The following is a 22,534-nucleotide window of genomic DNA, read 5'->3' as shown; positions in this document are numbered from 1 at the left end:
GGACGCTATTGTCCCCGATTCAGGCCCCCTCGCCCACCGCCACACCACCGATCAGCCCGCCTTTGTAGAGCCGAGCCTACGCTCGGCTCCGCGCGCAGCGGGGGCCATCGCAATCTGGCCGAAGAGCAGCCGAGCACGGGCTCGGCTCTACTCTTCCTCTTCCGGCACATCCTGCGGGTTCAGCGTCTTGCTCTCGCGCTTCGGGGCCGTGAACGGCGTCGGCGTCGGTACGCCCTGCGGGCTGTTGCCGTAGATCATCCGCGCGCCGGCATTCAGACCACCACCGGCAATCTCCAGCTCGAAGCGCTCGGCATCGCGACGGCGGATCTCGGCGGCGATCTCCACCGCGTCATCCTCATCCGCGCCCAGCTCCACCAGCGCGGCCTGGCCGAACAGCACGGCCGATTCAAACGTCTCGCGGATCTGGAAATCGACGCCGGCATGGATCAACCGCAGCGAATGCTCACGGTCGAACGAGCGCACCATCAGCTTGGCCTGCGGGAACTCATGCGCCACCAGTTCAACAATGCGGTCGGCGGCCTCGGCCTTGTCCACGCACACTGCAATCGCGCGCGCAGTGGCCGCGCCCGAAGCATGCAGCACATCCAACCGCGTGCCATCGCCGTAATAGATCTTGAAACCGAACCGCGCCGCGCTCTGGATCATCTCCACATCGTTGTCGATGATGGTCACGTCCACGTCGCGCGCCAGCAGCGACTGGCTGGCAACCTGGCCGAAGCGGCCGAAGCCGATCAGCAGCACGCTGCCGGACAGGCCCTCGGCCTCGTCCACGCCGTCCATGTTCACCGTCGGCTTCGGCGCGATGCGCTTGTAGAGCAGCACCACCAGCGGGGTCAGCGCCATCGACAGCACCACCACCGCGGTGAAGTTGGCATTGATCTCCAGGTTGATCACGCCGGCCGATGCCGCGGCGGAGAACAACACGAAGGCGAACTCGCCGCCCTGCGCCATCAGCACGCCACGGTCCAGCGCCTGCGCGTGGTCGCTGCCCATGATGCGCGCGACCACGTAGATGCACAGCGCCTTGGCTGCCATCAGCGCCAGCACCAGGCCGAGGATCAGCTGCCAGTTGCCCGCCACCACGCCCAGGTCCAGCGCCATGCCCACGCTGAGGAAGAACAGGCCGAGCAGGATGCCGCGGAACGGTTCGATGTCCGCTTCGATCTGGTGGCGGAAGGTCGATTCGCTCAGCAGCACGCCGGCCAGGAACGCGCCCATCGCCATCGACAGGCCGGACAGCTGCATCAGCAGCGCCGCGCCCAGCACCACCAGCAGCGCGGCGGCAGTCATCACCTCGCGCGCCTTCGATTCGGCCAGCACGCGGAACAGCGGATTGAGCAGGAAGCGGCCAACCAGCACCAGGCCGACGATGGCACCGACGCCGATTGCCACCGACAGCCAGCGCGAACCCTCGCCATCGGCACTGCCCGCGCTCGGGCCCATCCAGGCTACCAGCGCCAGCAACGGCACGATCAGCAGGTCTTCGAACAGCAGGATGGAGACGATCTTCTGCCCCGACGGCAGCGCGATGTCACCGCGCTCGGCCAGCAGCTGCATCACCACCGCAGTGGAGGTGAGCACGAAGCCGGTGGCGCCGATGAAGGCCACCTGCCACGGCAGGCCGAACAGCTTGGCGATGCTGGTCAGCACCAGCGCACAGGTGACGATCTGCAGCGTGCCCAGCCCGAAGATTTCCTTGCGCAGGCTCCACAGGTGCGAGGGCCGCATTTCCAGGCCGATCACGAACAGGAACATCACCACGCCGAGTTCGGCGGTATGCAGGATGGCCTGCGGGTCGGAGAACCAGCCCAGCCCGAACGGTCCGATCGCCAGGCCAGCGGCGAAGTAGCCCAGCACCGAGCCCAGGCCGGCCCGGCGGAACAGAGGCACCATCACCACCGCCGCGCCCAACAGGGCGACGACCTTGACCAGCTCGCTGGTCGCTGCTTCTACCGCCATGCGGTGTGTTCCCCAAGATCCAGAATCGGGTTCAACAATAGAGCAATGCCGATGACGGCAATAGCACGCATGTTGCGCCGGATTGTCTTGGCGATGGAACGATGTAGAGAGTGAGCCCCGGCATCATCCCGAAACCATGCACATGCTTGGGTGGGCGCCATTACCTGTAGAGCCGAGCCCACGCTCGGCTGCTCTTCGTGCCGAGGCCAGAAGCAGCCGAGCATGGGCTCGGCTCTACAGTAGATCCACGCCATGCGTGGATGGACGCCCAGCCGTCATGCCCCGGTAGATCCACGCCACGCGTGGATGCCGCCCGGCCGGGTTCACCCGCCCCGGCAGAACGCGGCGTAATCGATATACCCCGGGAACGGCACGCCCGGCGCGCACACCGGGCACTGCGGGTCCGGCCGGATGCCGGTCTCGCGGAAGCGCATGCCCAGCGCATCGAAGCGCAGCAGGCGCCCGACCAGCGGCTCGCCGATGCCGAGCAGCAGCTTCAAGACCTCGGTGGCCTGCAGCACGCCGGCCAGGCCGGGCAGCACGCCCAGCACCCCCGCTTCGGAGCAATTGGGCGCAAATTCCGGCGGCGGCGGTTCCGGGAACAGGCAGCGGTAGCATGGCGCCACGCCCCGCTGGCGGCCGGCATCAAACACGCTTACCTGGCCATCAAAGCGCTCGATGGCGGCATACACCAGCGGCTTGGCGTGCTTGATGCAGGCGTCGTTGAGCAGGTAGCGCAGCGGGAAGTTGTCCGAGCCGTCCAGCACCACGTCCACGCCGTCCAGCAGCGCATCCACGTTCTCGGAGGTGACCCGCTCGGGCACGGCCTCGACCTCGATCGACGGGTTCAGTGCCAGCAGGCGCTCGCGCGCGGAATCGACCTTGAGCTGGCCGACGCTGGCTTCGGTATGCACGATCTGCCGATGCAGGTTGCTGCGCTCCACGCGGTCGTGGTCGGCGAAGCGCAGGTGCCCTACCCCCGCGGCGGCCAGGTAGAAGCCGGCCGGGGCACCCAGCCCGCCCGCGCCCAGCACCAGCACGCGCGACTGCTGCAACCGGCGCTGGCCGGCCTCGCCTACCTGTGGCAACAGCAGGTGCCGCGAATAACGGTCGTAGAAGTCGCGGTCGGCGGCACTGGCCAGCGGCTGCACCAGCGGCAGCGACTGCTCGCGCCAGGCCACGGTACCGCCCGTCACTGAAGCGACCTGGGCGTACCCGGCCTCCAGCAGGAACTGCGCGGCATCGGCCGAGCGCTTGCCGCTCTGGCAGATCAGCAGGATCTCCTGGTCGCGCCGCGGCAGATGCGCGGCCGGGTCGGCCTGCAGCTCGCCCTTGGCCACGCCGCGCGCGCCTTCGGCCATGCCACCGGCCCGTTCGTGCGCCTCGCGCACATCGATCAGCACGGCGCCGTGGGCCAGGCGCTCGCGCGCCAGCGCGGGGGAAAGCTCTTGGATGCTCATGGCCGCATTATCACGCACGTTGCACCGGCTCGCCTTGACCAGGATCTGTAGAGCCGAGCCTATGCTCGGCTGGCGCGCGGCGATGCGCGAAAAGCAGCCGAGCATAGGCTCGGCTCTACAGGTCCACCACAAGCGTAGCCCGGCGCTACCCGGTCTACCCGCGCCCGCCGTGCTGTTCCTGAAGAAGACCGATCAGCGCTTTCAGCCCGGGCGGCACATGCCGATGGCCCGGGTAGTACAGCGAGAGGCCAGGAAATTCAGGACACCAGTCCTCAAGCAGCCGCAGCAGGCGGCCATCGGCCAACGGCTCCAGCGCCAGATGCTCGGGAACGAAGGCGATGCCGATCCCTTCAATGGCCGCGTCGACCATCAATGGCTGGTCCGTCAGCGTGATCGGCCCGGAGACGTTCACCCGCTCGGTGGTGCCTTGGTGCTCGAACTCCCACCGGTAGATCGCCCCACTTTCGAAGCGGAAACGAATGCAGTCGTGCTGATGCAGATCCAGCGGCCGCAGCGGTCTGCCACGCGCCTGCAGGTACGCCGGCGAGGCCACCGCCGCGAAGCGCAGGGGGGCGGTCACCGCTATCGCGACCATGTCCTGGGGCACGGCTTCGGTCAGGCGTATACCCGCATCGAAACCCTCCGAAACGATATCGCCCAACCTGCCGTCACTGACGATGTCCAGGTGGACCTGCGGGTACTGGCGCAGGAACCGCGCAAGCACCGGCTTCAGCACGAGCCGTATGGCACCCTCACTGGCGTTGATGCGGACCGTGCCGCGCGGCGTGCCGGCTTCAGTGTCCACGGAATGCAGGGCCTCCTCGATCGAGGCCATGGCCGGCCGCAGTTTTTCCGCCAGGCGCTCCCCGGCGTCGGTCAGCGACACGCTGCGTGTGGTGCGATTGAACAGGCGCGCACCCAGCCGCTGCTCGAGCGCCTTGATCGCATGGCTGATCGCCGACGGCGTGATGTTCAGCTCTGCCGCAGCGCTGCGGAAGCTCCGATGTGCCGCCACCGCCAGGAACGCGGTGAAGGCGGTCAGATCCCCCCCGCTCGATTGTTGAATGCGACTCACCATACCGTGAAATATTGAAGCGATTGTCTTGATAGTCAACCGATTCTACGCTCCTGGGTGTCGGCGGGCACACACCCTCGGCGCTCACCCACCGGGACAGGATCAAGACGATGAAAACGATGAAAGCGGTTGTGATGACCGGGCCGAATGCACCGTGGCAGGTCCAGGACGTGCCGCTGCCCGTGATCGAACCGGGCCAGGTACTGGTCAAGGTCCACGCATCGGGCATGTGCTACACGGACGTGTGGGCAACCCAGGGCTATGGCGGCGACATCTACCCGCAGACACCGGGGCATGAAGTGGTCGGCGAGGTCGTGGAAGTGGGCGCGGGTGTGCACACGCGCCGGGTGGGTGATCGCGTGGGCACCTCATGGGTCCAATCCGCGTGCGGGCGCTGCCCCTACTGCCGCGAGAGCCGCCCCCTGTCCGGGCAGACCGCGATGAACTGCGATGCCCCCCGCACCACTGGCTTCGCCGCGCAGGGTGGACACGCACAGTACATCGCCATCTCCGCCGAAGGCACGGTACTGCTGCCTGACGGCCTCTCCTACGTGGACGCGGCACCGATGATGTGTGCCGGCTACACCACCTGGAGCGGGTTGCGCGATGCGGCGCCCCAGCCACGGGAGAAGATCGCGGTATTGGGTATCGGTGGACTGGGCCATGTCGCCCTGCAGCTGTCCAGGGCCTGTGGCTTCGAGACCATCGCCATCACCCATTCCGCAGACAAGCATGCGCTCGCCCAGCAGTTGGGCGCCGACAAGGTCGTGGCCAATGGCAAGGAGCTGAAGGCCATCGGCGGCGCCGACGTGCTGCTGGTGACCACCAATGAATTCAGCTCGGCCGAAGACGCGATGACCGGCCTGCGTGTCGACGGGCGCGTCGTGCTGTGCGGCCTGGACTTCAGCCAGCCCTTCTCGATCTCGTCTGAAGGTGTGCCGTTCCACATGATGCGCCAGCGCGTGATCGGCGCTACCCATGGTGGCCAGCACTACCTCAGCGAAGTGCTGCAGCTTGCCGCCGCCGGCAAGGTGAAGCCGATGGTCGAGACCTTTGATCTGGACCAGGCGACCGAGGCGTATGACCGCCTGTCGTCAGGAAGGATGAGGTTCCGTGGCGTGCTGTTGCCGTGGGGCCACGCCTGAGCAAGGCGGCCACCCATGCACCGCAACGAAAAAGGCGGCCCTCAGGCCGCCTTTTTCTGCATCACTTGCCCTTGACGTGCTTCATCAAGCGCCGCTTGGCCTTGACCTGCCGCTCGGTGAGGACGTTCTTCTTGCCCTCGTACGGGTTGGTACCCTCGCGGAAGATGAAGCTCACCGGTGTGCCGATCAGCTTGAAGCGCTTGCGGAAGAAGTTCTCCAGGTAGCGCTTGTACGACTCCTGCAGCTCCTTCAGGCGCGTGCCGTGCACGATGAAGGTCGGCGGGTTTGCGCCGGCCGGGTGCACGTAGCGCAGCTTGGAGACATGGCCGCGGATGGTCGGCGGCGGGTTGGTCTCGTAAGCCACTTCCAGCGCCTTGTTCACTTCGCTGGTGGTGAAGGTCTTGTTCGCCGATTCGTGCGCGCGGTGCACCGCACGGAACAGCTCACGCAGGCCCGAGCCATGCTTGGCCGAGATGCGCACGGACTCGGCCCACGGCACGAAGCCGAGCTTCAGCGACAGCATGGTTTCCGCCTGCTCGCGCTGGTACTCGGTCAGGCCATCCCACTTGTTGATGGCGATCACCAGCGCACGGCCGGCGTCGAGCACGGCGCCGAGCACGGTGGCGTCCTGGTCGGTCACGCCTTCGGTGGCGTCCAGCATCAGCACGGCCACCTGGCACTGCTCGATCGACTGCATGGTCTTGACCACCGAGAATTTCTCGACGACCTCGTCCACGCGCGAACGACGGCGCAGGCCAGCGGTGTCGATCAGGCGGTACTCGCGGCCGTCACGCTCCAGGTCCACCGCGATCGAGTCGCGGGTAGTGCCCGGCACGTCGGAGGCGATCATGCGCTCCTCGCCGAGAATGCGGTTGACCAGGGTCGACTTGCCCACGTTCGGGCGGCCGACGAAGGCGATGCGGATGCGGTTCGGATCGTTGTCCAGCTCTTCGCCGCTGCCTTCTTCCGGCAGGCGCTGGACCACTTCGTCCAGCAGGTCGTCCAGGCCCTGGCGGTGCGCAGCCGACACGGTCAGCATCTCGCCGAAACCGTAACGGGCGAACTCCGAACGCACGGTGTCCTCGTCGGTGCCGTCGATCTTGTTGATCAGCAGCAGCGTCGGGCGCGACAGCTTGCGCAGCCAGGCCAGGATCTCGTCGTCCATCGCCGACGTACCCTCACGGGCGTCAACCACGAACAGGATCAGGTCGGCTTCCGCCGCAGCGGCGCGGGCCTGGCGGGTGGTAGCCCCTGCCAGACCCTCTTCCTCTTCCGCGATACCGCCGGTATCCACGACGAGGAAATGGTTGTCCTCGTCGAGGCGGCAGACGCCGTAGTTGCGGTCGCGGGTGACGCCGGGCTGGTCATGGACCAGCGCGTCACGGGTGCGCGTAAGCGCATTGAAAATAGTCGACTTGCCGACATTCGGCCGTCCAACCAGGGCGACCAAAGGCAGCATCGCGATTACTCCAATTTTTAATTTGCCAACCGGAAGGCGGTCAGCTTGCCATCCACGTTCTGCACCAGCAGCACCCCGTCTACGACGATTGGCTGGGCCAGCAGGGCGTCACCGCCACTCTTTGCCCGTGCCGCCATCGCACCATCGGAGGTCTGCAACCAGTGCAGGTATCCCTTGTAGTCGCCGACCACGACGTAGTCGCCGTGCAGTGCCGGACCGGTCAGCGAGCGACGGGCCAGTGCGGTCTGCGACCACATCGCCGCACCGCTGGCCTTGTCCAGGCCGAACACGCCGCCCTTGTTGTCGGTGACGAACACATTGCCAGACGAGACCGCCACACCACCGGCACCGCCATGGTCGCGCGCCCACAGCGGGCGACCGGTCGGGCCTTCGATGGCCATCGTCTGGTTCTTGAAGCTGCTCACGAACAGGGTGTTGCCATCCAGCACCGGCGCGCCGTCGACATCAGCCATGCGCTCCAGCTCGGTACGGCCTTCACCGTTGCCCACGTTCTGTTCCCACAGGGTGCGGCCATCCTGCTGGGCCAGGGCGGCAACCGCGCCCTCGTCCTTGCCGATGAACAGCACGCCCGGGCCGGTCACCACCGGCGCGTTGCCACGCACGGTCAGTGCCGGCAGCTCGCTCGGGTTGAACCACTTCTGGGTGCCGTTGCCGGCATCGAACGCGGTGATGCGGCCGTCATTGCTGCGCACGTAGACCGCGCCCTGAGCGATGGCCGGCGCGGCGATGACTTCACCCGGAACACGGGCGCGCCACTTCTCGCTGCCGTCGTTGATGTCCAGGGCGATGACCTGGCCATCCAGCGTGCCGATCACGACCAGGTTCTCACCGACACCCGGGCCACCGGACAGGCGCAGCTTGGCCTTCTTCTTTTCCTTCTGCGGCTCCCAGGTCCAGACCTTCTTGCCGGTCTGCAGGTCGATGGCGTGCACGCCACCGGTGATCGCCGCAGCGAACACGTGGCCGTTGGCCACGGCCGGGCCCTGGCGCACGCCGATGCGGCGCTCGCCCTTGCCGAGGTTGACCGACCAAGCCTTGTTGACCTTCAGGGTCGGCTCGAACTTGACCAGCTCAGCCGGTTCCTGTGCCTTCTTCGCGGCCGCGTCCTTGCCGGCGAACCAGCCCTTCACGGTGCTGCAGCCGCTCAGGGCCATGCCCATCAGGAGCACGGTGGCGACGCGGGTGATCATGACCTTCTGACTCATCAAACCGACTCCGCAGGGGCGGCAACGGTGCCGCCGGCGTCCATAACCTTGGTTTCCAGCAGGCGCCGCTGCGGCGCTGCCACGTCCAGCGACTTCAGCGCTTTCTCGTACTGGCCCCGGGCGTCATCACGCTTGCCCTGCGCCATCAGCGCGTCGCCATGGATTTCCAGGCTGCTGCTGTCGGTGGCGCTGCCCAGCAGCTTGATCGCCTCGTCACTCTTGCCGGTGGCCACCAGCAGGCGGGCCACACGCTGGTCGACCACGCGTTGCAGGTCACCTTCGACCTTCACGCCGCGCAGGGTGGCCAGGGCTTCTTCGTTCTTGCCGGCGTCGACCTGGGCCTTGGCCAGCTGCAGCGCCGCGAGGTCGCCGTAGATGCTGGACGGGCCGGCTTCGAGCGCCTTGACCGCCTTGGAGGCGTCGTCGAGCTTGTTCTGCTGCAGGCCAACGAGCGCCTTCTGGTACTCGACATTGGCCGAGGCCAGCTTGCCGCCCTGATCCTTCTGGTACCACTGCCAGCCGGCAATGGCACCGATGGCGATGACTACGCCACCGAGGATGCTGGCGCCATTCTTCCGCAGCCAGCTGCGGACGCGTTCACTTTGTTCGTGCTCGTCGAGCAGATCGTCGATCGCCATGCGTACTCTCGCCCCGCCCATCGGGAGGGACCATTGGGATTAATCGAAGGTGGTGAAACCGCGCCTCAGTGCGAAACCGGGACTACGGAGCCTTCAGAGGATACCTGAAAGCGTGCCACGTTGGCTCGCTGGTAGGGGGTCAGATCGACGATAGCGCCGTTCTGCTGAACCTGGACCGCCGAGGCGTTGCCCAGGGTCACCCGGGTCACCTGGCCCGGCGTGAAGCTGCGGCTTTCGCCGGACTTGATCAGCGCCTTCTCGACGGTAGCGCCGTCCGGGCCGCCGATATCGACCCAGCTGTCGCCGCTGAACTGCATGTCCAGCGTGTTGGCGGCAGCCGCTGGCGCCGGGGCTGAACGCGGCACCGGGGCCAGCGAGGCCACGTACGGGGTGGCGGCCGGCTTGCTGGCCGGGGCGCTCGCCACTTCAGCCGGCGCCGAGGGCTCGACACCCGCAGCAGACGGGGTTACCGGCACGGCGGCCGGGATGGCGTCCAGCGAGGCGGTATTCGGCGACGGGGTGGCACTGCCATCGAAATGGCCACGGGTGGCGAACCACACCGGCACCGCCAGCACCGCGGTGATGCCGACATACAGCACGCGACGGCCGAGATTCTCGGCAATGCGGCGCGCACGCGGGGTATGGGTATGGCTGACCAGGGTGGGCGGAACCACCGGGCCGACCTGGGCCTGCTCCAGCAGCTCTCCCACGTCCACATCCAGAAGCCGCGCGTAGCTGCGCAGCTGGCCGCGCACGAACACCGGCGCGCCAAGCTTCTGCCATTGTTCTTCTTCCAGCGACCTGACCACCTGGACCGGCATGCGCAGGCGCGAGCCGACATCTTCGAGGGTCAGTCCGGCCGCCTCGCGGGCCTGGCGCAGGCGGCTGCCGCAGCCGGCCGCAGTCTCGAGAGCGCTCACAGTCTGGTCATCAATCACAATGCATCAACCCTGGAGTTAGGAGCCCGCTTCCTGCGGAAATTCCTGTCGAATCCGCTGAATATAGCGATCAGATGCCGCCCGATCACCCAGCCGCGCTTCGATTTGAGACGCAAGTTGTAACACGGAACGCGTTGCGGGTGCAGCCGCAATCCTACGTTCGGCGAAGGCCCGGGCCTCCATGTAGCGGCCCTGGCGGAAGCTGAGCTGGGCCATCGCCTCCAGCGCGACCGGGTTTCCCGGCAGCGTCGACAGCGCCGCGCGCAGGTCGCGCTCGGCACGTTCAAGCTGGCCAGCGTCCAGGGCACAGCCCCCGGCATTGGCCTGGGCCTCGGCCGGTGTGGCGTAGCCCGGTGCCTGCAGCGCACGATCGAACCAGGCCAGCGACTCGGCCGGCCGGCCCTGCTGGCACAGCCACGCGCCGTAATTGTTGAGGACGTCCCCGCGCTGCGGCGCCCGTTCGGCAGCCCTGCGGAAGCTTTCGCCGGCCTGCTGGGTACGGCCACGGCGCTCGTCGATGCCGGCCATCAGCACCAGCGCATCAGGCGATTCGGGTGCCAGCTTCAGCGCCTCGCGCGCCTTGCGTTCGGCCGCATCGAGGTTGCCGACCTGCATGTCGCGGGCGGCCAGTGCCAGCAGGTCCTGCAGGCGCACCTGACGCCGCACGTTGTCCGGATCGCGGACCGAGTAGACCGGCGCTTCGCTGGGGCCCAGCCTGGCCTTGGGTTGGGATTTGCAGCCGCCGACCGCAACGGCCAGCACGCCTGCGAGCAGAACCAGCCAGAGGCGGTCAGGCCGCGGCATCGCTCCCCTTCCCCGCCTGCAGCGTCTTGTTGAACTCCGCCTGGCGGCGGGTGCGGTCCATCACCTGGCCCTTGAGCTGGCCACAGGCAGCGTCGATGTCGTCGCCACGGGTGCGGCGGACCATGGTCAGCACGTTGCTGTCGAGCAGGATCTTCTGGAAGGCGCGGATATGCGCCTCTTCCGAGCGCTCGTAGCGGGTACCCGGGAACGGGTTGAACGGAATCAGGTTGACCTTGCCCGAATCCTTGGCCTGCACCGCGTTGTCGAACTGGCGCATCAGGCGGGCCAGCTCGCGGGCATGCTCGGGCTTGTCGTTGATGCCCTTCATCAGGGTGTATTCGAAGGTGACCGATTCGCGGCGCTTGTTGGCGCGCAGGTAGCGTGCGCACGAGGCCATCAGCTCGGCGATCGGGTACTTCTTGTTGAGCGGCACCAGGGTCTCGCGCAGCGCATCGTTCGGCGCATGCAGCGACACCGCCAGCGACACGTCGCTTTCGGCAGACAGGCGGTCGATCTGCGGGACCAGGCCGGAGGTCGACAGGGTCACGCGCTTGTTGGCCAGGCCGTAGCCCAGATCGTCGCGCATCACGCTCATGGCGCGCACGACGTTGTCGAAATTCATCAGTGGCTCGCCCATGCCCATCATCACCACGTTGGTGAGGCGGCGCATCTGGTGCGGCACGTTGCCCAGGTGGCGTGCGGCAACCCACACCTGGCCGATGATCTCGGCGGTGGTCAGGTTGCGGTTGAAGCCCTGGGTGGCGGTGGAGCAGAACGTGCAGTTCAGGCCGCAACCGACCTGCGAAGACACGCACAGCGTGCCGCGGGTCTTGTCCGGGATGTACACGGTCTCGATGGCGTTCTTGCCATCCACGCCCATCGCCAGCAGCCACTTGTGGGTGCCGTCGGCGGAGGGCTTGTCGAACACGATGTTGGGAACCAGCACCTCGGCATGGGCCTGCAGCTTGGCGCGCAGGACCTTGCCGAGGTCGGTCATTTCATCGAAGTCGGTGACGTAGCGATGGTGGATCCACTTCATCACCTGATGGGCACGGAACTTCTTTTCGCCAAGCACCTCGACGAAAAACTTCTCCAGGCCCGCGCGATCGAGGTCGAGCAGGTTCTGCTTGCCAGCCGTGGGTGCCGACTTCGGCAGCGGCTGGATGGCGGGGGACTGTACGACCTCGTTCACGGCATTACTCTCAGCGCGAGACGACTTCGGTGGCGGCGAAGAAGTAGGCGATTTCAATCGCGGCATTCTCGACCGAGTCCGAGCCGTGGGCGGCGTTGGCATCGATGGATTCGGCGAAGTCGGCGCGGATGGTGCCCGCAGCGGCTTCCTTCGGGTTGGTGGCGCCCAGCAGGTCGCGGTGGGCCAGGACGGCGTTCTCGCCTTCCAGGGCCTGGATCATCACCGGGCCGGAGATCATGAACTCGACCAGCGCGTTGAAGAACGGACGCTCGCGGTGCACGGCGTAGAAGCCTTCGGCTTCACGGCGCGACAGCTGCTTGTACTTGGCGGCCACGACCTTCAGGCCGGCCTTCTCGAAGCGGGCGTAGATTTCGCCGATGACGTTCTTGGCAACGGCGTCCGGCTTGATGATCGAAAGGGTGCGCTCCAGCGCCATGGGATGTCTCCAATGGAATCGGGCCGCTGATGGCCCGAAGGGTAACATGAAAAAAACCCGCGTCGGGACGCGGGCTTAGCCTGATAAACGTAGGCGAATTGTAAAAGATAACGTGGCCGGGTGGTAGAGGGCCGTGTGGCCCTGTAGTAGAGCCGAGCCCATGCTCGGCTGGCCTTTGGGCCGAAGAGCAGCCGAGCGCGGGCTCGGCTCTACAGGCTCAGGTCCACTCCATTCACCCACCTGAGTGAAATCTGACCGAGCCGGCCGATTTTGCTGCACTGCAAAATGCCATACGGTACCGTCTGGTTCTAGTATCAAACAATCGTTTGATTAAGGTCCGCCCATCGATGGCCAAGCCCGCCCACTTCTCGACCAAGGACCGGATCCTCGGCGCGGCCGAGGAGCTGTTCGCCCAGCACGGCTTCGCCGGCACCTCGCTGCGGCAGGTGACCAGCCAGGCCGACGTCAACATCGCCGCGGTCAACTACCACTTCGGTTCCAAGGAAAACCTGGTCAACGAGGTCTTCCGCCGCCGCATGGACGAGATGACCGGTGCCCGCCTGTCGCAGCTGGAGCGGGCCCGCAGCGAACACCCCGGTGAACTGCGCCCGGTGCTGGCCGCCTTCGTCGAACCGGCGCTGGCGCTGGCCCAGGACCGCCAGAACGGCGGCGCCTTCGTGCGCGTGATCGCCCGCGCCTATGCCGAGAAGAACGACAACCTGCGCAAGTTCCTGTCTGACCACTACGGCCACGTGCTGCGTGCGTTCGGCAAGGCCATCGGCGAGTGCGTGCCCGGCCTGAGCAAGGAAGAGCTGTACTGGCGCCTGGACTTCCTGGCCGGCTCGCTCACCTATGCCATGGCCGACTTCGGGCTGATCAAGCGTCCCGCCGGTGTCACCGAAGCGGCGCATCGTGCCCATGCCGCCCACGAACTGATCCATTTCGCCGAAGCCGGGTTCCGCGCCGCCGCACGCGCCAGCGCCCTGCCCGCTTCCCTTTGATTCCACCCAGTAACTGCTGACCAACAAAGGCCCTACACCATGTCCAATTCCCTGCTAGTCCGCCGCGCCGCCGTGCTGGGTGCCGGCGTCATGGGTGCCCAGATCGCCGCTCACCTCACCAACGCTGGCGTCGACACCGTGCTGTTCGACCTGCCCGCCAAGGAAGGTCCGGCCGATGGCATCGTGCTGAAGGCGATCGCCAACCTGGGCAAGCTGAGCCCGGCGCCGCTGGCCAGCAAGTCGCTGGCCGAAGCCATCACCCCGGCCAACTACGAGTCCGGCCTGGAGCAGCTGAAGGGCTGCGACCTGATCATCGAGGCCATCGCCGAGCGCATGGACTGGAAGCAGGACCTGTACAAGAAGATCGCGCCGTTCGTGGCCGACCACGCCGTGCTGGCCTCCAACACCTCGGGCCTGGGCATCAACAAGCTGGCCGACGTGCTGCCCGAGCAGCTGCGCCACCGCTTCTGCGGCGTGCACTTCTTCAACCCGCCGCGCTACATGCACCTGGCCGAGCTGATTCCGGCCACCACCACCGACGCCAGCGTGCTGGAAGGCCTGGAAGCATTCCTGGTCACCACTCTGGGCAAGGGCGTGGTGTACGCCAAGGACACCCCGAACTTCATCGGCAACCGCATCGGCGTGTTCTCGATCCTGTCCACCATCCACCACACCCAGCAGTTCGGCCTGGGCTTCGATGAAGTGGACGGCCTGACCGGCCCGCTGGTCGGTCGCCCGAAGTCGGCCACCTACCGCACCTCCGACGTGGTCGGCCTGGACACCATGGCCCACGTCATCAAGACCATGGGCGACACCCTGCCGAATGACCCGTGGCATGAGTTCTTCAAGTCGCCGAAGTGGCTGGACGCGCTGATTTCCAAGGGCGCGCTGGGCCAGAAGACCGGCGCCGGCATCTTCCGCAAGGTCGGCAAGGACATCGTGGTGCTGGACCTGGAGAAGCAGGACTACCGCCCGGCCGATCGCGCTGCCGCGCCGGAAGTGGTCGAGATCCTGAAGATCAAGAACCCGGCCGAGAAGTTCGCCAAGCTGCGCGAAAGCCAGCACCCGCAGGCGCAGTTCCTGTGGGCGACCTTCCGCGACCTGTTCCACTACAGCGCCTACCACCTGGCCGACATCGCCGAGACCGCGCGCGACGTCGACCTGGCCATCCGCTGGGGCTACGGCTGGTCGCTGGGCCCGTTCGAAACCTGGCAGGCCGCCGGCTGGAAGCAGGTGGCACAGTGGATCGCCGATGACATCGTGGCCGGCAAGAGCATGAGCAACGCCCCGCTGCCGGACTGGGTGTTCGATGGCCGCGACGGCGTGCATGCCGCCGAGGGCAGCTACAGCCCGTCGCGGAACGCCAAGCTGCCGCGCTCGTCGCTGCCGGTGTACCAGCGCCAGCGCTTCCCGGATCCGCTGCTGGGCGAGACGTTCGCGCCGGGCGAGACCGTGTTCGAGAACGACGGCCTGCGCATGTGGCACGACGGTGATGGCATCGCCGTGGTCAGCTTCAAGACCAAGATGAACACCGTGTCCGACCAGGTGCTGGACGGCCTGCAGGAATGCGTCAGCCGCGCCGAGAAGGACTTCCAGGGCCTGGTGATCTGGCAGCAGAAGGAGCCCTTCTCTGCCGGTGCCGATCTGGCCGGTGCACTGGTCCTGCTGCAGGCCGGCAAGGTCGACCAGTTCGAAGAGATGGTCGCCAACTTCCAGCGCACCAGCCAGCGCATCAAGTACTCGCTGGTGCCGGTGGTTGCCGCCGTGCGCGGCCTGGCGCTGGGTGGCGGCTGCGAGTTCCAGATGCACAGCGCCAAGACCGTGGCCTTCCTGGAAAGCTACATCGGCCTGGTCGAAGCCGGCGTCGGCCTGCTGCCGGCCGGTGGTGGCCTGAAGGAACTGGCCGTGCGCGCCTCGCAGGCCGCGGGCCCGGGCGGTGACGTGTTCGCCGAACTGAAGAAGACCTTCGAGACCGTGGCGATGGCCAAGGTGTCCAACTCGGCGGTCAACGCCAAGGAACTGGGCCTGCTGCGCAGCACCGACAAGGTGGTGTTCAACAGCTACGAGGCCCTGCACATCGCCAAGGCCGAAGCTCGCGCTCTGGCCGAAGCGGGCTACCGTCCGCCGCTGCCGGCACGCCGCATCCAGGTGGCCGGTGACGTGGGTATCGCCACCTTCAAGATGATGCTGGTCAACATGCTGGAAGGCCGCTTCATCAGCCCGTACGACTACGAGATCGCCGAGCGCATCGCCACCGTGCTGTGCGGCGGCAAGGTCGACCGCGGCACCCTGGTGGACGAAGAGTGGCTGCTGACCCTGGAGCGCAAGCACTTCGTCGAACTGGCCCAGCAGGAAAAGACCCAGGCCCGCATCGCGCACATGCTGAAGACCGGCAAGCCGCTGCGTAACTGATCGCCATCCCTGCTTTTGGTGGGTGCCCACCTTGGTGGGCACTCCCTCTGCCCCGGTGGGTGCCGACCGTTGGTCGGCACTCCGGCTAAAAAAATCGAGAGATCACTGCAATGACCAAGCAAATCCAGGACGCCTACATCGTCGCCGCCACCCGCACCCCGGTCGGCAAGGCGCCCAAGGGCATGTTCCGCAACACCCGCCCCGACGACATGCTCGCCCACGTGCTGCGCAGCGTCGTCGCCCAGGCACCGGGCGTGGACGTCAATCGCATCGATGACGCAATCATCGGCTGCGCCATGCCGGAAGCCGAGCAGGGCATGAACGTCGCCCGCATCGGCGTGCTGCTGGCCGGCCTGCCGAACACCATCGCCGCACAGACCGTGAACCGCTTCTGCTCCTCCGGCCTGCAGGCCGTGGCGCAGGCTGCCGACGCGATCCGCCTGGGCAACGCCGACCTGATGCTGGCCGGTGGCACCGAGTCGATGTCGATGGTGCCGATGATGGGCAACAAGATCGCCATGGCACCGAGCGTGTTCGACAACGACCACGTGGCCATCGCCTACGGCATGGGCATCACCGCCGAGAAGGTGGCCGAAGAGTGGAAGGTCTCGCGCGAAGACCAGGACGCCTTCGCCCTCGCCTCGCACCAGAAGGCCATGGCGGCGATCCAGAACGGCGAGTTCAAGGACGAGATCAGCCCGTACGAGATCGTCTCGCACCTGCCGGACCTGGCCGATGGCCAGCGCATCATCACCCGCAACAAGATCGCCGACACCGACGAAGGCCCGCGCCCGGACTCCTCCGCCGAAGGCCTGGCCAAGCTGCGCCCGGTGTTCCGCAACGGCCAGTTCGGCGGCACCGTCACCGCCGGTAACTCCTCGCAGATGAGCGACGGCGCCGGTGCCGTGCTGTTGGCCTCCGAACAGGCGATCAAGGACTACGGCCTGACCCCGCTGGCCCGTTTCGTCAGCTTCTCGGTGGCCGGCGTGCGCCCGGAAGTGATGGGCATCGGCCCGATCGCCGCGATCCCGAAGGCACTGAAGCAGGCCGGCCTGACCCAGGACCAGCTGGACTGGATTGAACTGAACGAAGCCTTCGCCGCGCAGTCGCTGGCGGTGATCCGCGATTGCGGCCTGGACCCGGGCAAGGTCAACCCGCTGGGCGGCGCGATCGCCCTGGGCCACCCGCTGGGTGCAACCGGTGCGATCCGTACCGCAACCCTGCTGCACGGCCTGCGCCGTCGCCAGCAGAAGTACGGCATGGTGACGATGTGCATCGGCACCGGCATGGGCGCGGCGGGTATTTTCGAGGCGCTGTAAGGTTCAAAGCGTTGCCGGCTGATTGTTGGTTGGCTGTGGGGCCCGGGTGAGTGAGGCTGCCCGGGACACGCCGTAAACCCGTCCCTGGGGGCTTGGCAGCGGCATCCATGCCGCTGACAGTCCCGGTCAGCCTCACCCACCCGCGCCACCCAACATTCCGCGCGGCGGAGGGATGAGCAAAGGCAGGGTCAAAGGCTGGGGTCAGAGCCCTTTGCTACGCAAAGGGCTCTGACCCCAACAATCAAAAAAGGCAGCCATAGGCTGCCTTTTTTTGATTGTGCTTCTGCCTTTGATTCCGCCCTTCCCGTCCGCGCCCGCAGGAAACTGTCGAGAGGCGTGGGCAGGCCGCTGCAGGACCGTTGGCGCCATGGATGGCGCCATCGAGCCCCCAGGGATGGGTTTACGGCGTGTCCTGCAGCGGCCTGCCCGCGCCTCCCCCACTTTGGCAGGAAGGCGCTGACGGAGCGCTTGATAAAACCTTATTCCGCCAACATCGCCGTCAGCTTCTCCCGCGCCGGCCCTGCCAGCTTCGGGTTATCCAACGCGAAACGGATCGTCGCTTCCACCAGCCCCAGATGCGTGCCGCAGTCGAAGCGGGTGCCCTCGAAACGGTAGGCATCAACCTCTTCGGTCTTCAGCAGCTGCGCGATCGCGTCGGTCAGCTGGATCTCGCCACCGGCACCGCTGCCGGTCTGCTCCAGCAGCTCGAAGATCTTCGGGCTCAGCACATAACGGCCGACCACCGCCAGGTCGCTCGGCGCGTCCTCCGGCTTCGGCTTCTCCACGATCTGCGAAATGCGACCCTTGCGGCCGTCGAACGCGTCAGTGGCCACGATGCCGTAGCTGGCAGTCTTGTCGTGCGGCACGTCTTCAACGGCGATCACGCTGGCACCACTGGCCTCGTTGAGGTCGGCCATCTGCTTCAGTGCGCCGTCGCCGCGGTTCCAGATCAGGTCATCCGGCAGCAGCACCGCGAACGGCTCGTCGCCGATCACGGCCTTGGCGCACAGCACCGCATGGCCCAGGCCCAGGGCCTCGGCCTGGGTCACGAAGATCGCGCGCACGCCATTGGGCAGCACATGGCGGATCATCTCCAGCTGCTCCTGCTTACCGGCGCGCTCGAGCTTCTGCTCCAGTTCGTAGGCCTTGTCGAAGTAGTCGGCCACGGCATGCTTGTAGCGGTTGGTGATGAACACCAGGGTGTCGCAACCGGCTTCGATCGCTTCATCGACCGCGTACTGGATCAGCGGACGATCAATGATCGGCAACATTTCCTTCGGAACCGTCTTGGTTGCCGGTAAAAAGCGCGTCCCGAGCCCTGCCACTGGAAAAACTGCCTTGCGAATTCGCTTGCTCATTGGTGCCTGTTGGCCTCACGTGCCGGAAAAGGCACGACTTTAGCGGATGAAATGTAAGCATCCTGTTCGATGGGAGAAAACTCCGGCATCGTCGCGAACAGGATCTCCTGGATGCTGGTGGTGTCGTAACCAGCCACGGCATCGCGCAGGCGTGGAACATTGCCCAACACCAGATCACGCGAGAACGTGCGTACACCGGCCTCGAGAATCTTCGGATGCGCGGTGGAACGGTAGTCCTCGTCCGAATAGAACAGCGTCTCGTGCAGCTTCTCGCCCGGACGCAGCCCGGTGTAGATGATCGGAATGTCCTTGTACGGCTGCTTGCCGGCCAGGCGGATCATCTGCTCGGCCAGCACGCGGATCGGCACCGGCTCGCCCATGTCGAGCGTATAGATCGCACCGTGCGACGCCGAAGCGGCCGCCTGCAGGATCAGCTGGCAGGCCTCCGGGATGGTCATGAAGTAGCGACTGACCTCCGGATCGGTGACGGTCACCGGCCCGCCACGCAGGATCTGTTCGCGGAACAACGGCACCACGCTGCCAGCCGAGGCCAGCACGTTGCCGAAGCGCACCGTGACGAAACGGGTATGCGTGGACTTCTGGTCCAGGCTCTGGCAGATCATCTCCGCATAGCGCTTGCTGGCGCCCAGCGCATTGACCGGGTCGACCGCCTTGTCGGTGGAGATGAACACGAAATGCTCCACGTGTGCCTCCAGGCAGGCGCGGGCCACGTTCTCGGTAGCCAGGATGTTGTTGCGCACCGCTTCGCGCAGCTGCCGCTCCAGCACCGGCACATGCTTGTAGGCGGCGGCATGGAAGGCGGTGTCGACGGGGTGCAGCGACAGGGCGTGGCGGATCACCGCCGGGTCACCGCAGTCGCCCAGCACCGCTTCGACCTCGACATCCGGAAAGCTGCGCCGCAGCTCGCCCTCGATGGTCAGCAGCAGCAGTTCGCTGATCTCGAGCAGGATGATGCGGCCGGCGCCGTGACGCGCGCACTGGCGGCACAGCTCGGAGCCGATCGAACCACCGGCGCCGGTGACCATCACCGTACGCCCGCCCAACCAGCCACGGATCAGGTTCCAGTCCGGCATGATCGGCTTGCGGCCGAGCAGGTCCTCGATCGCCACTTCCTTCAACTGCCCGGGCAGCGACTGGCCCTGCAGGATATCGCTGAGCTTGGGCACGGTGCGGAACGGCACGCCGGTGCTTTCGCAGATGGCGACGATGCGCTGCATGCCCGCAGCGTCCAGCGACGGAATGGCGATCACCAGCAGCTTGGCCGCAGTCTCGCGGACCACTGTCGGCGCATCGTCCAGGGTGCCGAGGATCGGCAGGCCCTGCAGCTTGGCACCGCGCAGGTGCGGCGCGTCGTCCAGCAGGCCGACCGGCTCGAAATTGCCTGAACGGCGCAGGTCGCGGACCAGGGTCTCGGCGGCCTGGCCGGCACCCAGGATCAGCACGCGACGCGCGGACGAGTCCGACTGCAGCGCCTGATAGTCCTTCCAGGCCCGGTACAGCAGGCGCGGCGCGCCCAGCAGCGCCGACAGCGCGAACGGATAGATCACCAGCACCGACATCGGCACGCCGTCGAAGCGCTTCCACATCAGCACCAGCACGATGGCGACCATGCCGATGAAGCTGGCCTTGAAGATGTTCAGCAGGTCGCTGACGCTGGCGAACCGCCACAGGCCGCGATAGAGCCCCACGCGCCAGAACACCATGCCCTGCAGCAGCAGCACCAGCGTGGTGTCGACATTCCAGAGTGGGAGCTCGGGGGCGTTGGCCAGGATCGAGTACCGCCCCGCGTGGAGCAGCTGCCAGCACGCCCAGACCATGAACAGGTCATGGCAGACGATGGCCGAACGCGGCATCAGGCCGAGGATTCTGTCCCGCCAGGGTGAAGCCATAAGTCAGGTATTTCCTTTTGGGTGGCGCAATCCATTGCGCAGGAGGAGCCAGAGGACGCTCAGCGCGGTGAACCACGCGATCGCCACGGCAGCCTCCCACCTCGGCTGCAAATTGGAGCAGACATTAAGCACTGTAATACTGAACAGGCCCAAAGCAAAGTACATCCCTGTTACCTGGGCGTGACTGGCTCCTGCCTGCACCGCGCGCTGGTAAACGTGCTGGGTATGGGGTTCCATCCAGCGTTGTCCGGAAATGATGCGCGCCAGCAGTGTGAAGCCCGCGTCCACAAGGAAGGGCGATGCCGACACCAGCAGCAGGATCCAGTGGATGTCGGTCTTTACGCTGGCCAGTGCCAGCACTGCCGCCACCGCGTAGCCCAGCGCGCCACTTCCGACATCGCCCATGAAGATCCGGGCCCGCGGGAAGTTGAACGGCAGGAAGCCAAGGCAGGCCAGGCCCAACGCGACCGCCGCCAGCGAGTACGGCCAAGGCAGCAGCGGCGCCAGCCCCAGCGCGACCACGATGGCCTGGCTGGCGGCGATGCCGTTGATCCCATCCATGAAATTCCAGATGTTGATCAGCGAGGCAGTGAACAGCAGAACCAGTACGGCCAGCAGCCAGCTGCCGCCATGGACCTTGACCAGCGCGGCCAGCAGCGCGGCGGCGATGAAGTGCACCATCAGGCGGCGCATGGCCGGAAGCGGCCGGTGGTCGTCCCACCAGCCGATACCCGCCACCAGCGCCAGGCCAAGGCCGGCGACCAACAGGCTCGGACGCGCTTCGGGCCAGGCCCACATGGCAGCACCGGCGGTCACCAGCAGGCTGATGACGATGGCGATGCCGCCGCCACGCGGGGTCGCCACGCTATGACTGCGGCGTTCGCCCGGCTGGTCAAACAGTTGCCGGCGCAGCGCGTAGCCCCGCGCTGCCCAGGTCAGTGCCGCACTCAGCAGGGCCAGACCCAGCAGCGCGCCCATCACGAGCCACGGCATGGATCAGAGCACCGCGTAGTTCAGCAGCGGCTTGACCGTACCCCACTCCTTGCAGCTCGGGCACTGCCAGTGGTGGGTGCGCGCACCGAAACCACAACGGGTGCAGCGATAGGCCGGATTGCGCACCAGCAACTGGTCGGTGATGTGCTTGAGGTCGTGCAGGGTCGCCGTGGAATCGGCACCTTCAGCCAGGGTCAGGTCGATCAGCGCGGACTCGCCACGCACCGACGGACGATCCTTGAGCTGGCGGCCCAGGTAGGCACGGGCCGGGGCCACGCCCTCCTGCTCTTCCATCAGACGGGTCAGCGCCAGCACCGGGGCAATGCCACGGTAATGCTCGGTCATCTCCGACAGGAAGGCGCGCGCGCCGGCCAGATCGCCCACCTTGCGGTAGTTCTGCATCAGCGCCGGCAGCAGCTCCGGCAGATACTCCGGATCGTTGCGCGCCGCGCGCTCGAAGGCGCGCACGGCCGCTTCCGGATTGCCGGCATCGGTTTCCAGGCGGCCTTCAATGATGCCGGCACGGACCGACATCGCATCGGCCTGGTAGGCCCGGGCAATCGCTGCCCTCGCCTCTTCCAGCTTGCCGGCACCGCGGAAGCGTTCGGCCAGTTCGCATTCGAACTGCCCGATCAGCTTGCCCATCGGCTCGCCGGTGACATCCTCGAAACGGGTGGCGTTGTCGATCGCCTTTTCCCAGTCGCGCTCGGCCTGGTAGATGCCGATCAGGTGCTTGAGTGCCTGCGGGGCACGCTGGTCCAGCTGGGCCAGTTCGGTGAACACGGTTTCGGCGCGGTCCAGCAGGCCGGACTTCATGTAGTCCTCGCCCAGCGCCAGCAGCGCCTGCACGCGTTGCGCATCGCTGAGGTCGTGGCGGTTGACCAGGCCCTGATGCAGGCGGATGGCGCGGTCGACTTCGCCGCGGCGACGGAACAGATGGCCCAGCGCGACCTGGGTCTCGAAGGTTTCCTTGTCCAGCTCGGCGATGTGCAGGAACAGCTCGATGGCCTTGTCCGGCTGCTCGTTGAGCAGGTAGTTCAGGCCACGGAAATAGGTGCTCGACAGGCGGCTGACCTGGCTGTCACCGTGGCGTTGACCACCACGCCGTCCGATCACCCACCCGGCCAGTGCGGCCAGCGGAACGAACAGGAAGAACCAGAACCACTCGGTGACGAAATCCATCTTCGA

Annotated in this window: 18 protein-coding genes; 4 read left to right on the top strand and 14 right to left on the bottom strand. The window is 66.5% G+C overall.

Annotation, left to right across the window (positions count from 1 at the left end; all coding sequences use genetic code 11):
• Positions 1–147: 147 nt before the first annotated feature.
• The 3 genes from AC13FN_RS06010 to AC13FN_RS06000 form a co-directional block, all read right to left on the bottom strand.
• A complete protein-coding gene (locus AC13FN_RS06010) occupies positions 148–1,980 on the bottom strand; it encodes a monovalent cation:proton antiporter-2 (CPA2) family protein (protein ID WP_482984849.1) in 1,833 nt (610 codons plus the stop codon).
• A gap of 323 nt (positions 1,981–2,303) precedes the next feature.
• On the bottom strand, positions 2,304–3,440 hold the full coding sequence (gene moeB, locus AC13FN_RS06005) for a molybdopterin-synthase adenylyltransferase MoeB (protein WP_482984850.1): 1,137 nt from the start codon (positions 3,438–3,440) through the stop codon (positions 2,304–2,306).
• Positions 3,441–3,594: 154 nt separating this feature from the next.
• The gene (locus AC13FN_RS06000) at positions 3,595–4,506 is read right to left on the bottom strand and encodes a LysR family transcriptional regulator (RefSeq protein ID WP_482984858.1); all 912 of its coding nucleotides are present in this window, start codon (positions 4,504–4,506) and stop codon (positions 3,595–3,597) included.
• 119 nt (positions 4,507–4,625) lie between these two features.
• On the opposite strand from AC13FN_RS06000, the gene AC13FN_RS05995 reads away from it, so the two are divergent.
• The gene (locus AC13FN_RS05995) at positions 4,626–5,660 is read left to right on the top strand and encodes an alcohol dehydrogenase catalytic domain-containing protein (RefSeq protein WP_329922353.1); all 1,035 of its coding nucleotides are present in this window, start codon (positions 4,626–4,628) and stop codon (positions 5,658–5,660) included.
• A gap of 61 nt (positions 5,661–5,721) precedes the next feature.
• Here AC13FN_RS05995 and der read toward each other — a convergent pair whose 3' ends face one another.
• From der to ndk, 7 genes are all read right to left on the bottom strand, one after another.
• Positions 5,722–7,119: a ribosome biogenesis GTPase Der gene (gene der, locus AC13FN_RS05990; RefSeq protein ID WP_049453247.1), complete on the bottom strand. Its 1,398-nt coding sequence runs from the start codon at positions 7,117–7,119 to the stop codon at positions 5,722–5,724.
• Between the two features lie 17 nt (positions 7,120–7,136).
• Positions 7,137–8,345, bottom strand: a complete 1,209-nt coding sequence (bamB, locus tag AC13FN_RS05985; RefSeq protein ID WP_217015674.1) for an outer membrane protein assembly factor BamB — start codon at positions 8,343–8,345, stop codon at positions 7,137–7,139.
• The gene (locus AC13FN_RS05980; RefSeq protein ID WP_032130493.1) at positions 8,345–8,983 is read right to left on the bottom strand and encodes a YfgM family protein; all 639 of its coding nucleotides are present in this window, start codon (positions 8,981–8,983) and stop codon (positions 8,345–8,347) included. Before AC13FN_RS05980 ends, bamB begins: the two co-directional genes overlap by 1 nt.
• Before the next feature lie 65 nt (positions 8,984–9,048).
• Positions 9,049–9,921 (bottom strand): RodZ domain-containing protein, encoded by an 873-nt coding sequence (locus tag AC13FN_RS05975; protein ID WP_019338408.1) that lies wholly within the window; start codon positions 9,919–9,921, stop codon positions 9,049–9,051.
• 18 nt (positions 9,922–9,939) lie between these two features.
• Positions 9,940–10,725: a type IV pilus biogenesis/stability protein PilW gene (pilW, locus tag AC13FN_RS05970; RefSeq protein ID WP_019338407.1), complete on the bottom strand. Its 786-nt coding sequence runs from the start codon at positions 10,723–10,725 to the stop codon at positions 9,940–9,942.
• Positions 10,712–11,917: a dual-specificity RNA methyltransferase RlmN gene (gene rlmN, locus AC13FN_RS05965; RefSeq protein ID WP_005409296.1), complete on the bottom strand. Its 1,206-nt coding sequence runs from the start codon at positions 11,915–11,917 to the stop codon at positions 10,712–10,714. The genes pilW and rlmN overlap by 14 nt, the downstream gene beginning before the upstream one ends.
• A 10-nt stretch (positions 11,918–11,927) precedes the next feature.
• The gene (gene ndk, locus AC13FN_RS05960; RefSeq protein WP_008265389.1) at positions 11,928–12,353 is read right to left on the bottom strand and encodes a nucleoside-diphosphate kinase; all 426 of its coding nucleotides are present in this window, start codon (positions 12,351–12,353) and stop codon (positions 11,928–11,930) included.
• A gap of 347 nt (positions 12,354–12,700) precedes the next feature.
• Here ndk and AC13FN_RS05955 point away from each other — a divergent pair, with 347 nt between their 5' ends.
• From AC13FN_RS05955 to AC13FN_RS05945, 3 genes are all read left to right on the top strand, one after another.
• On the top strand, positions 12,701–13,354 hold the full coding sequence (locus tag AC13FN_RS05955; protein WP_019338406.1) for a TetR/AcrR family transcriptional regulator: 654 nt from the start codon (positions 12,701–12,703) through the stop codon (positions 13,352–13,354).
• A gap of 39 nt (positions 13,355–13,393) precedes the next feature.
• A complete protein-coding gene (locus AC13FN_RS05950; RefSeq protein WP_482984851.1) occupies positions 13,394–15,766 on the top strand; it encodes a 3-hydroxyacyl-CoA dehydrogenase/enoyl-CoA hydratase family protein in 2,373 nt (790 codons plus the stop codon).
• Positions 15,767–15,876: 110 nt separating this feature from the next.
• Positions 15,877–17,085, top strand: coding sequence for an acetyl-CoA C-acyltransferase (locus AC13FN_RS05945; RefSeq protein WP_049436339.1), 1,209 nt, complete (start codon positions 15,877–15,879; stop codon positions 17,083–17,085).
• A gap of 479 nt (positions 17,086–17,564) precedes the next feature.
• On the opposite strand, the gene galU is transcribed toward AC13FN_RS05945, so the two are convergent.
• From galU to lapB, 4 genes are read right to left on the bottom strand one after another with little or no spacing between them, the layout of a single operon-like run.
• Positions 17,565–18,443 carry a UTP--glucose-1-phosphate uridylyltransferase GalU gene (gene galU / locus AC13FN_RS05940; protein ID WP_019336276.1) on the bottom strand — a complete coding sequence of 293 codons (879 nt, stop codon included), beginning with the start codon at positions 18,441–18,443 and terminating at the stop codon, positions 17,565–17,567.
• A complete protein-coding gene (locus tag AC13FN_RS05935) occupies positions 18,440–20,353 on the bottom strand; it encodes a polysaccharide biosynthesis protein (protein ID WP_049437230.1) in 1,914 nt (637 codons plus the stop codon). Before AC13FN_RS05935 ends, galU begins: the two co-directional genes overlap by 4 nt.
• 3 nt (positions 20,354–20,356) lie before the next feature.
• Positions 20,357–21,346, bottom strand: coding sequence for an MraY family glycosyltransferase (locus AC13FN_RS05930; RefSeq protein ID WP_482984852.1), 990 nt, complete (start codon positions 21,344–21,346; stop codon positions 20,357–20,359).
• A 3-nt stretch (positions 21,347–21,349) separates the two neighbouring features.
• Positions 21,350–22,528 (bottom strand): lipopolysaccharide assembly protein LapB, encoded by a 1,179-nt coding sequence (gene lapB / locus AC13FN_RS05925; protein WP_005416232.1) that lies wholly within the window; start codon positions 22,526–22,528, stop codon positions 21,350–21,352.
• Between the last annotated feature and the right edge of the window lie 6 nt (positions 22,529–22,534).

Source organism: Stenotrophomonas sp. 115C5 (assembly GCF_056861055.1).
This window is presented reverse-complemented; position numbering and strand designations above follow the sequence as displayed.

Coding starts and splice junctions, on each gene's coding strand:
- AC13FN_RS06010 (WP_482984849.1), bottom strand. CDS start 1,980: ATGGCGGTAGAAGCAGCGACCAGCGAGCTGGTCAAGGTCGTCGCCCTG.
- moeB (WP_482984850.1), bottom strand. CDS start 3,440: ATGAGCATCCAAGAGCTTTCCCCCGCGCTGGCGCGCGAGCGCCTGGCC.
- AC13FN_RS05995 (WP_329922353.1), top strand. CDS start 4,626: ATGAAAACGATGAAAGCGGTTGTGATGACCGGGCCGAATGCACCGTGG.
- der (WP_049453247.1), bottom strand. CDS start 7,119: ATGCTGCCTTTGGTCGCCCTGGTTGGACGGCCGAATGTCGGCAAGTCG.
- bamB (WP_217015674.1), bottom strand. CDS start 8,345: ATGAGTCAGAAGGTCATGATCACCCGCGTCGCCACCGTGCTCCTGATG.
- AC13FN_RS05980 (WP_032130493.1), bottom strand. CDS start 8,983: ATGGCGATCGACGATCTGCTCGACGAGCACGAACAAAGTGAACGCGTC.
- pilW (WP_019338407.1), bottom strand. CDS start 10,725: ATGCCGCGGCCTGACCGCCTCTGGCTGGTTCTGCTCGCAGGCGTGCTG.
- ndk (WP_008265389.1), bottom strand. CDS start 12,353: ATGGCGCTGGAGCGCACCCTTTCGATCATCAAGCCGGACGCCGTTGCC.
- AC13FN_RS05955 (WP_019338406.1), top strand. CDS start 12,701: ATGGCCAAGCCCGCCCACTTCTCGACCAAGGACCGGATCCTCGGCGCG.
- AC13FN_RS05950 (WP_482984851.1), top strand. CDS start 13,394: ATGTCCAATTCCCTGCTAGTCCGCCGCGCCGCCGTGCTGGGTGCCGGC.
- AC13FN_RS05945 (WP_049436339.1), top strand. CDS start 15,877: ATGACCAAGCAAATCCAGGACGCCTACATCGTCGCCGCCACCCGCACC.
- galU (WP_019336276.1), bottom strand. CDS start 18,443: ATGAGCAAGCGAATTCGCAAGGCAGTTTTTCCAGTGGCAGGGCTCGGG.
- AC13FN_RS05935 (WP_049437230.1), bottom strand. CDS start 20,353: ATGGCTTCACCCTGGCGGGACAGAATCCTCGGCCTGATGCCGCGTTCG.
- AC13FN_RS05930 (WP_482984852.1), bottom strand. CDS start 21,346: ATGCCGTGGCTCGTGATGGGCGCGCTGCTGGGTCTGGCCCTGCTGAGT.
- lapB (WP_005416232.1), bottom strand. CDS start 22,528: ATGGATTTCGTCACCGAGTGGTTCTGGTTCTTCCTGTTCGTTCCGCTG.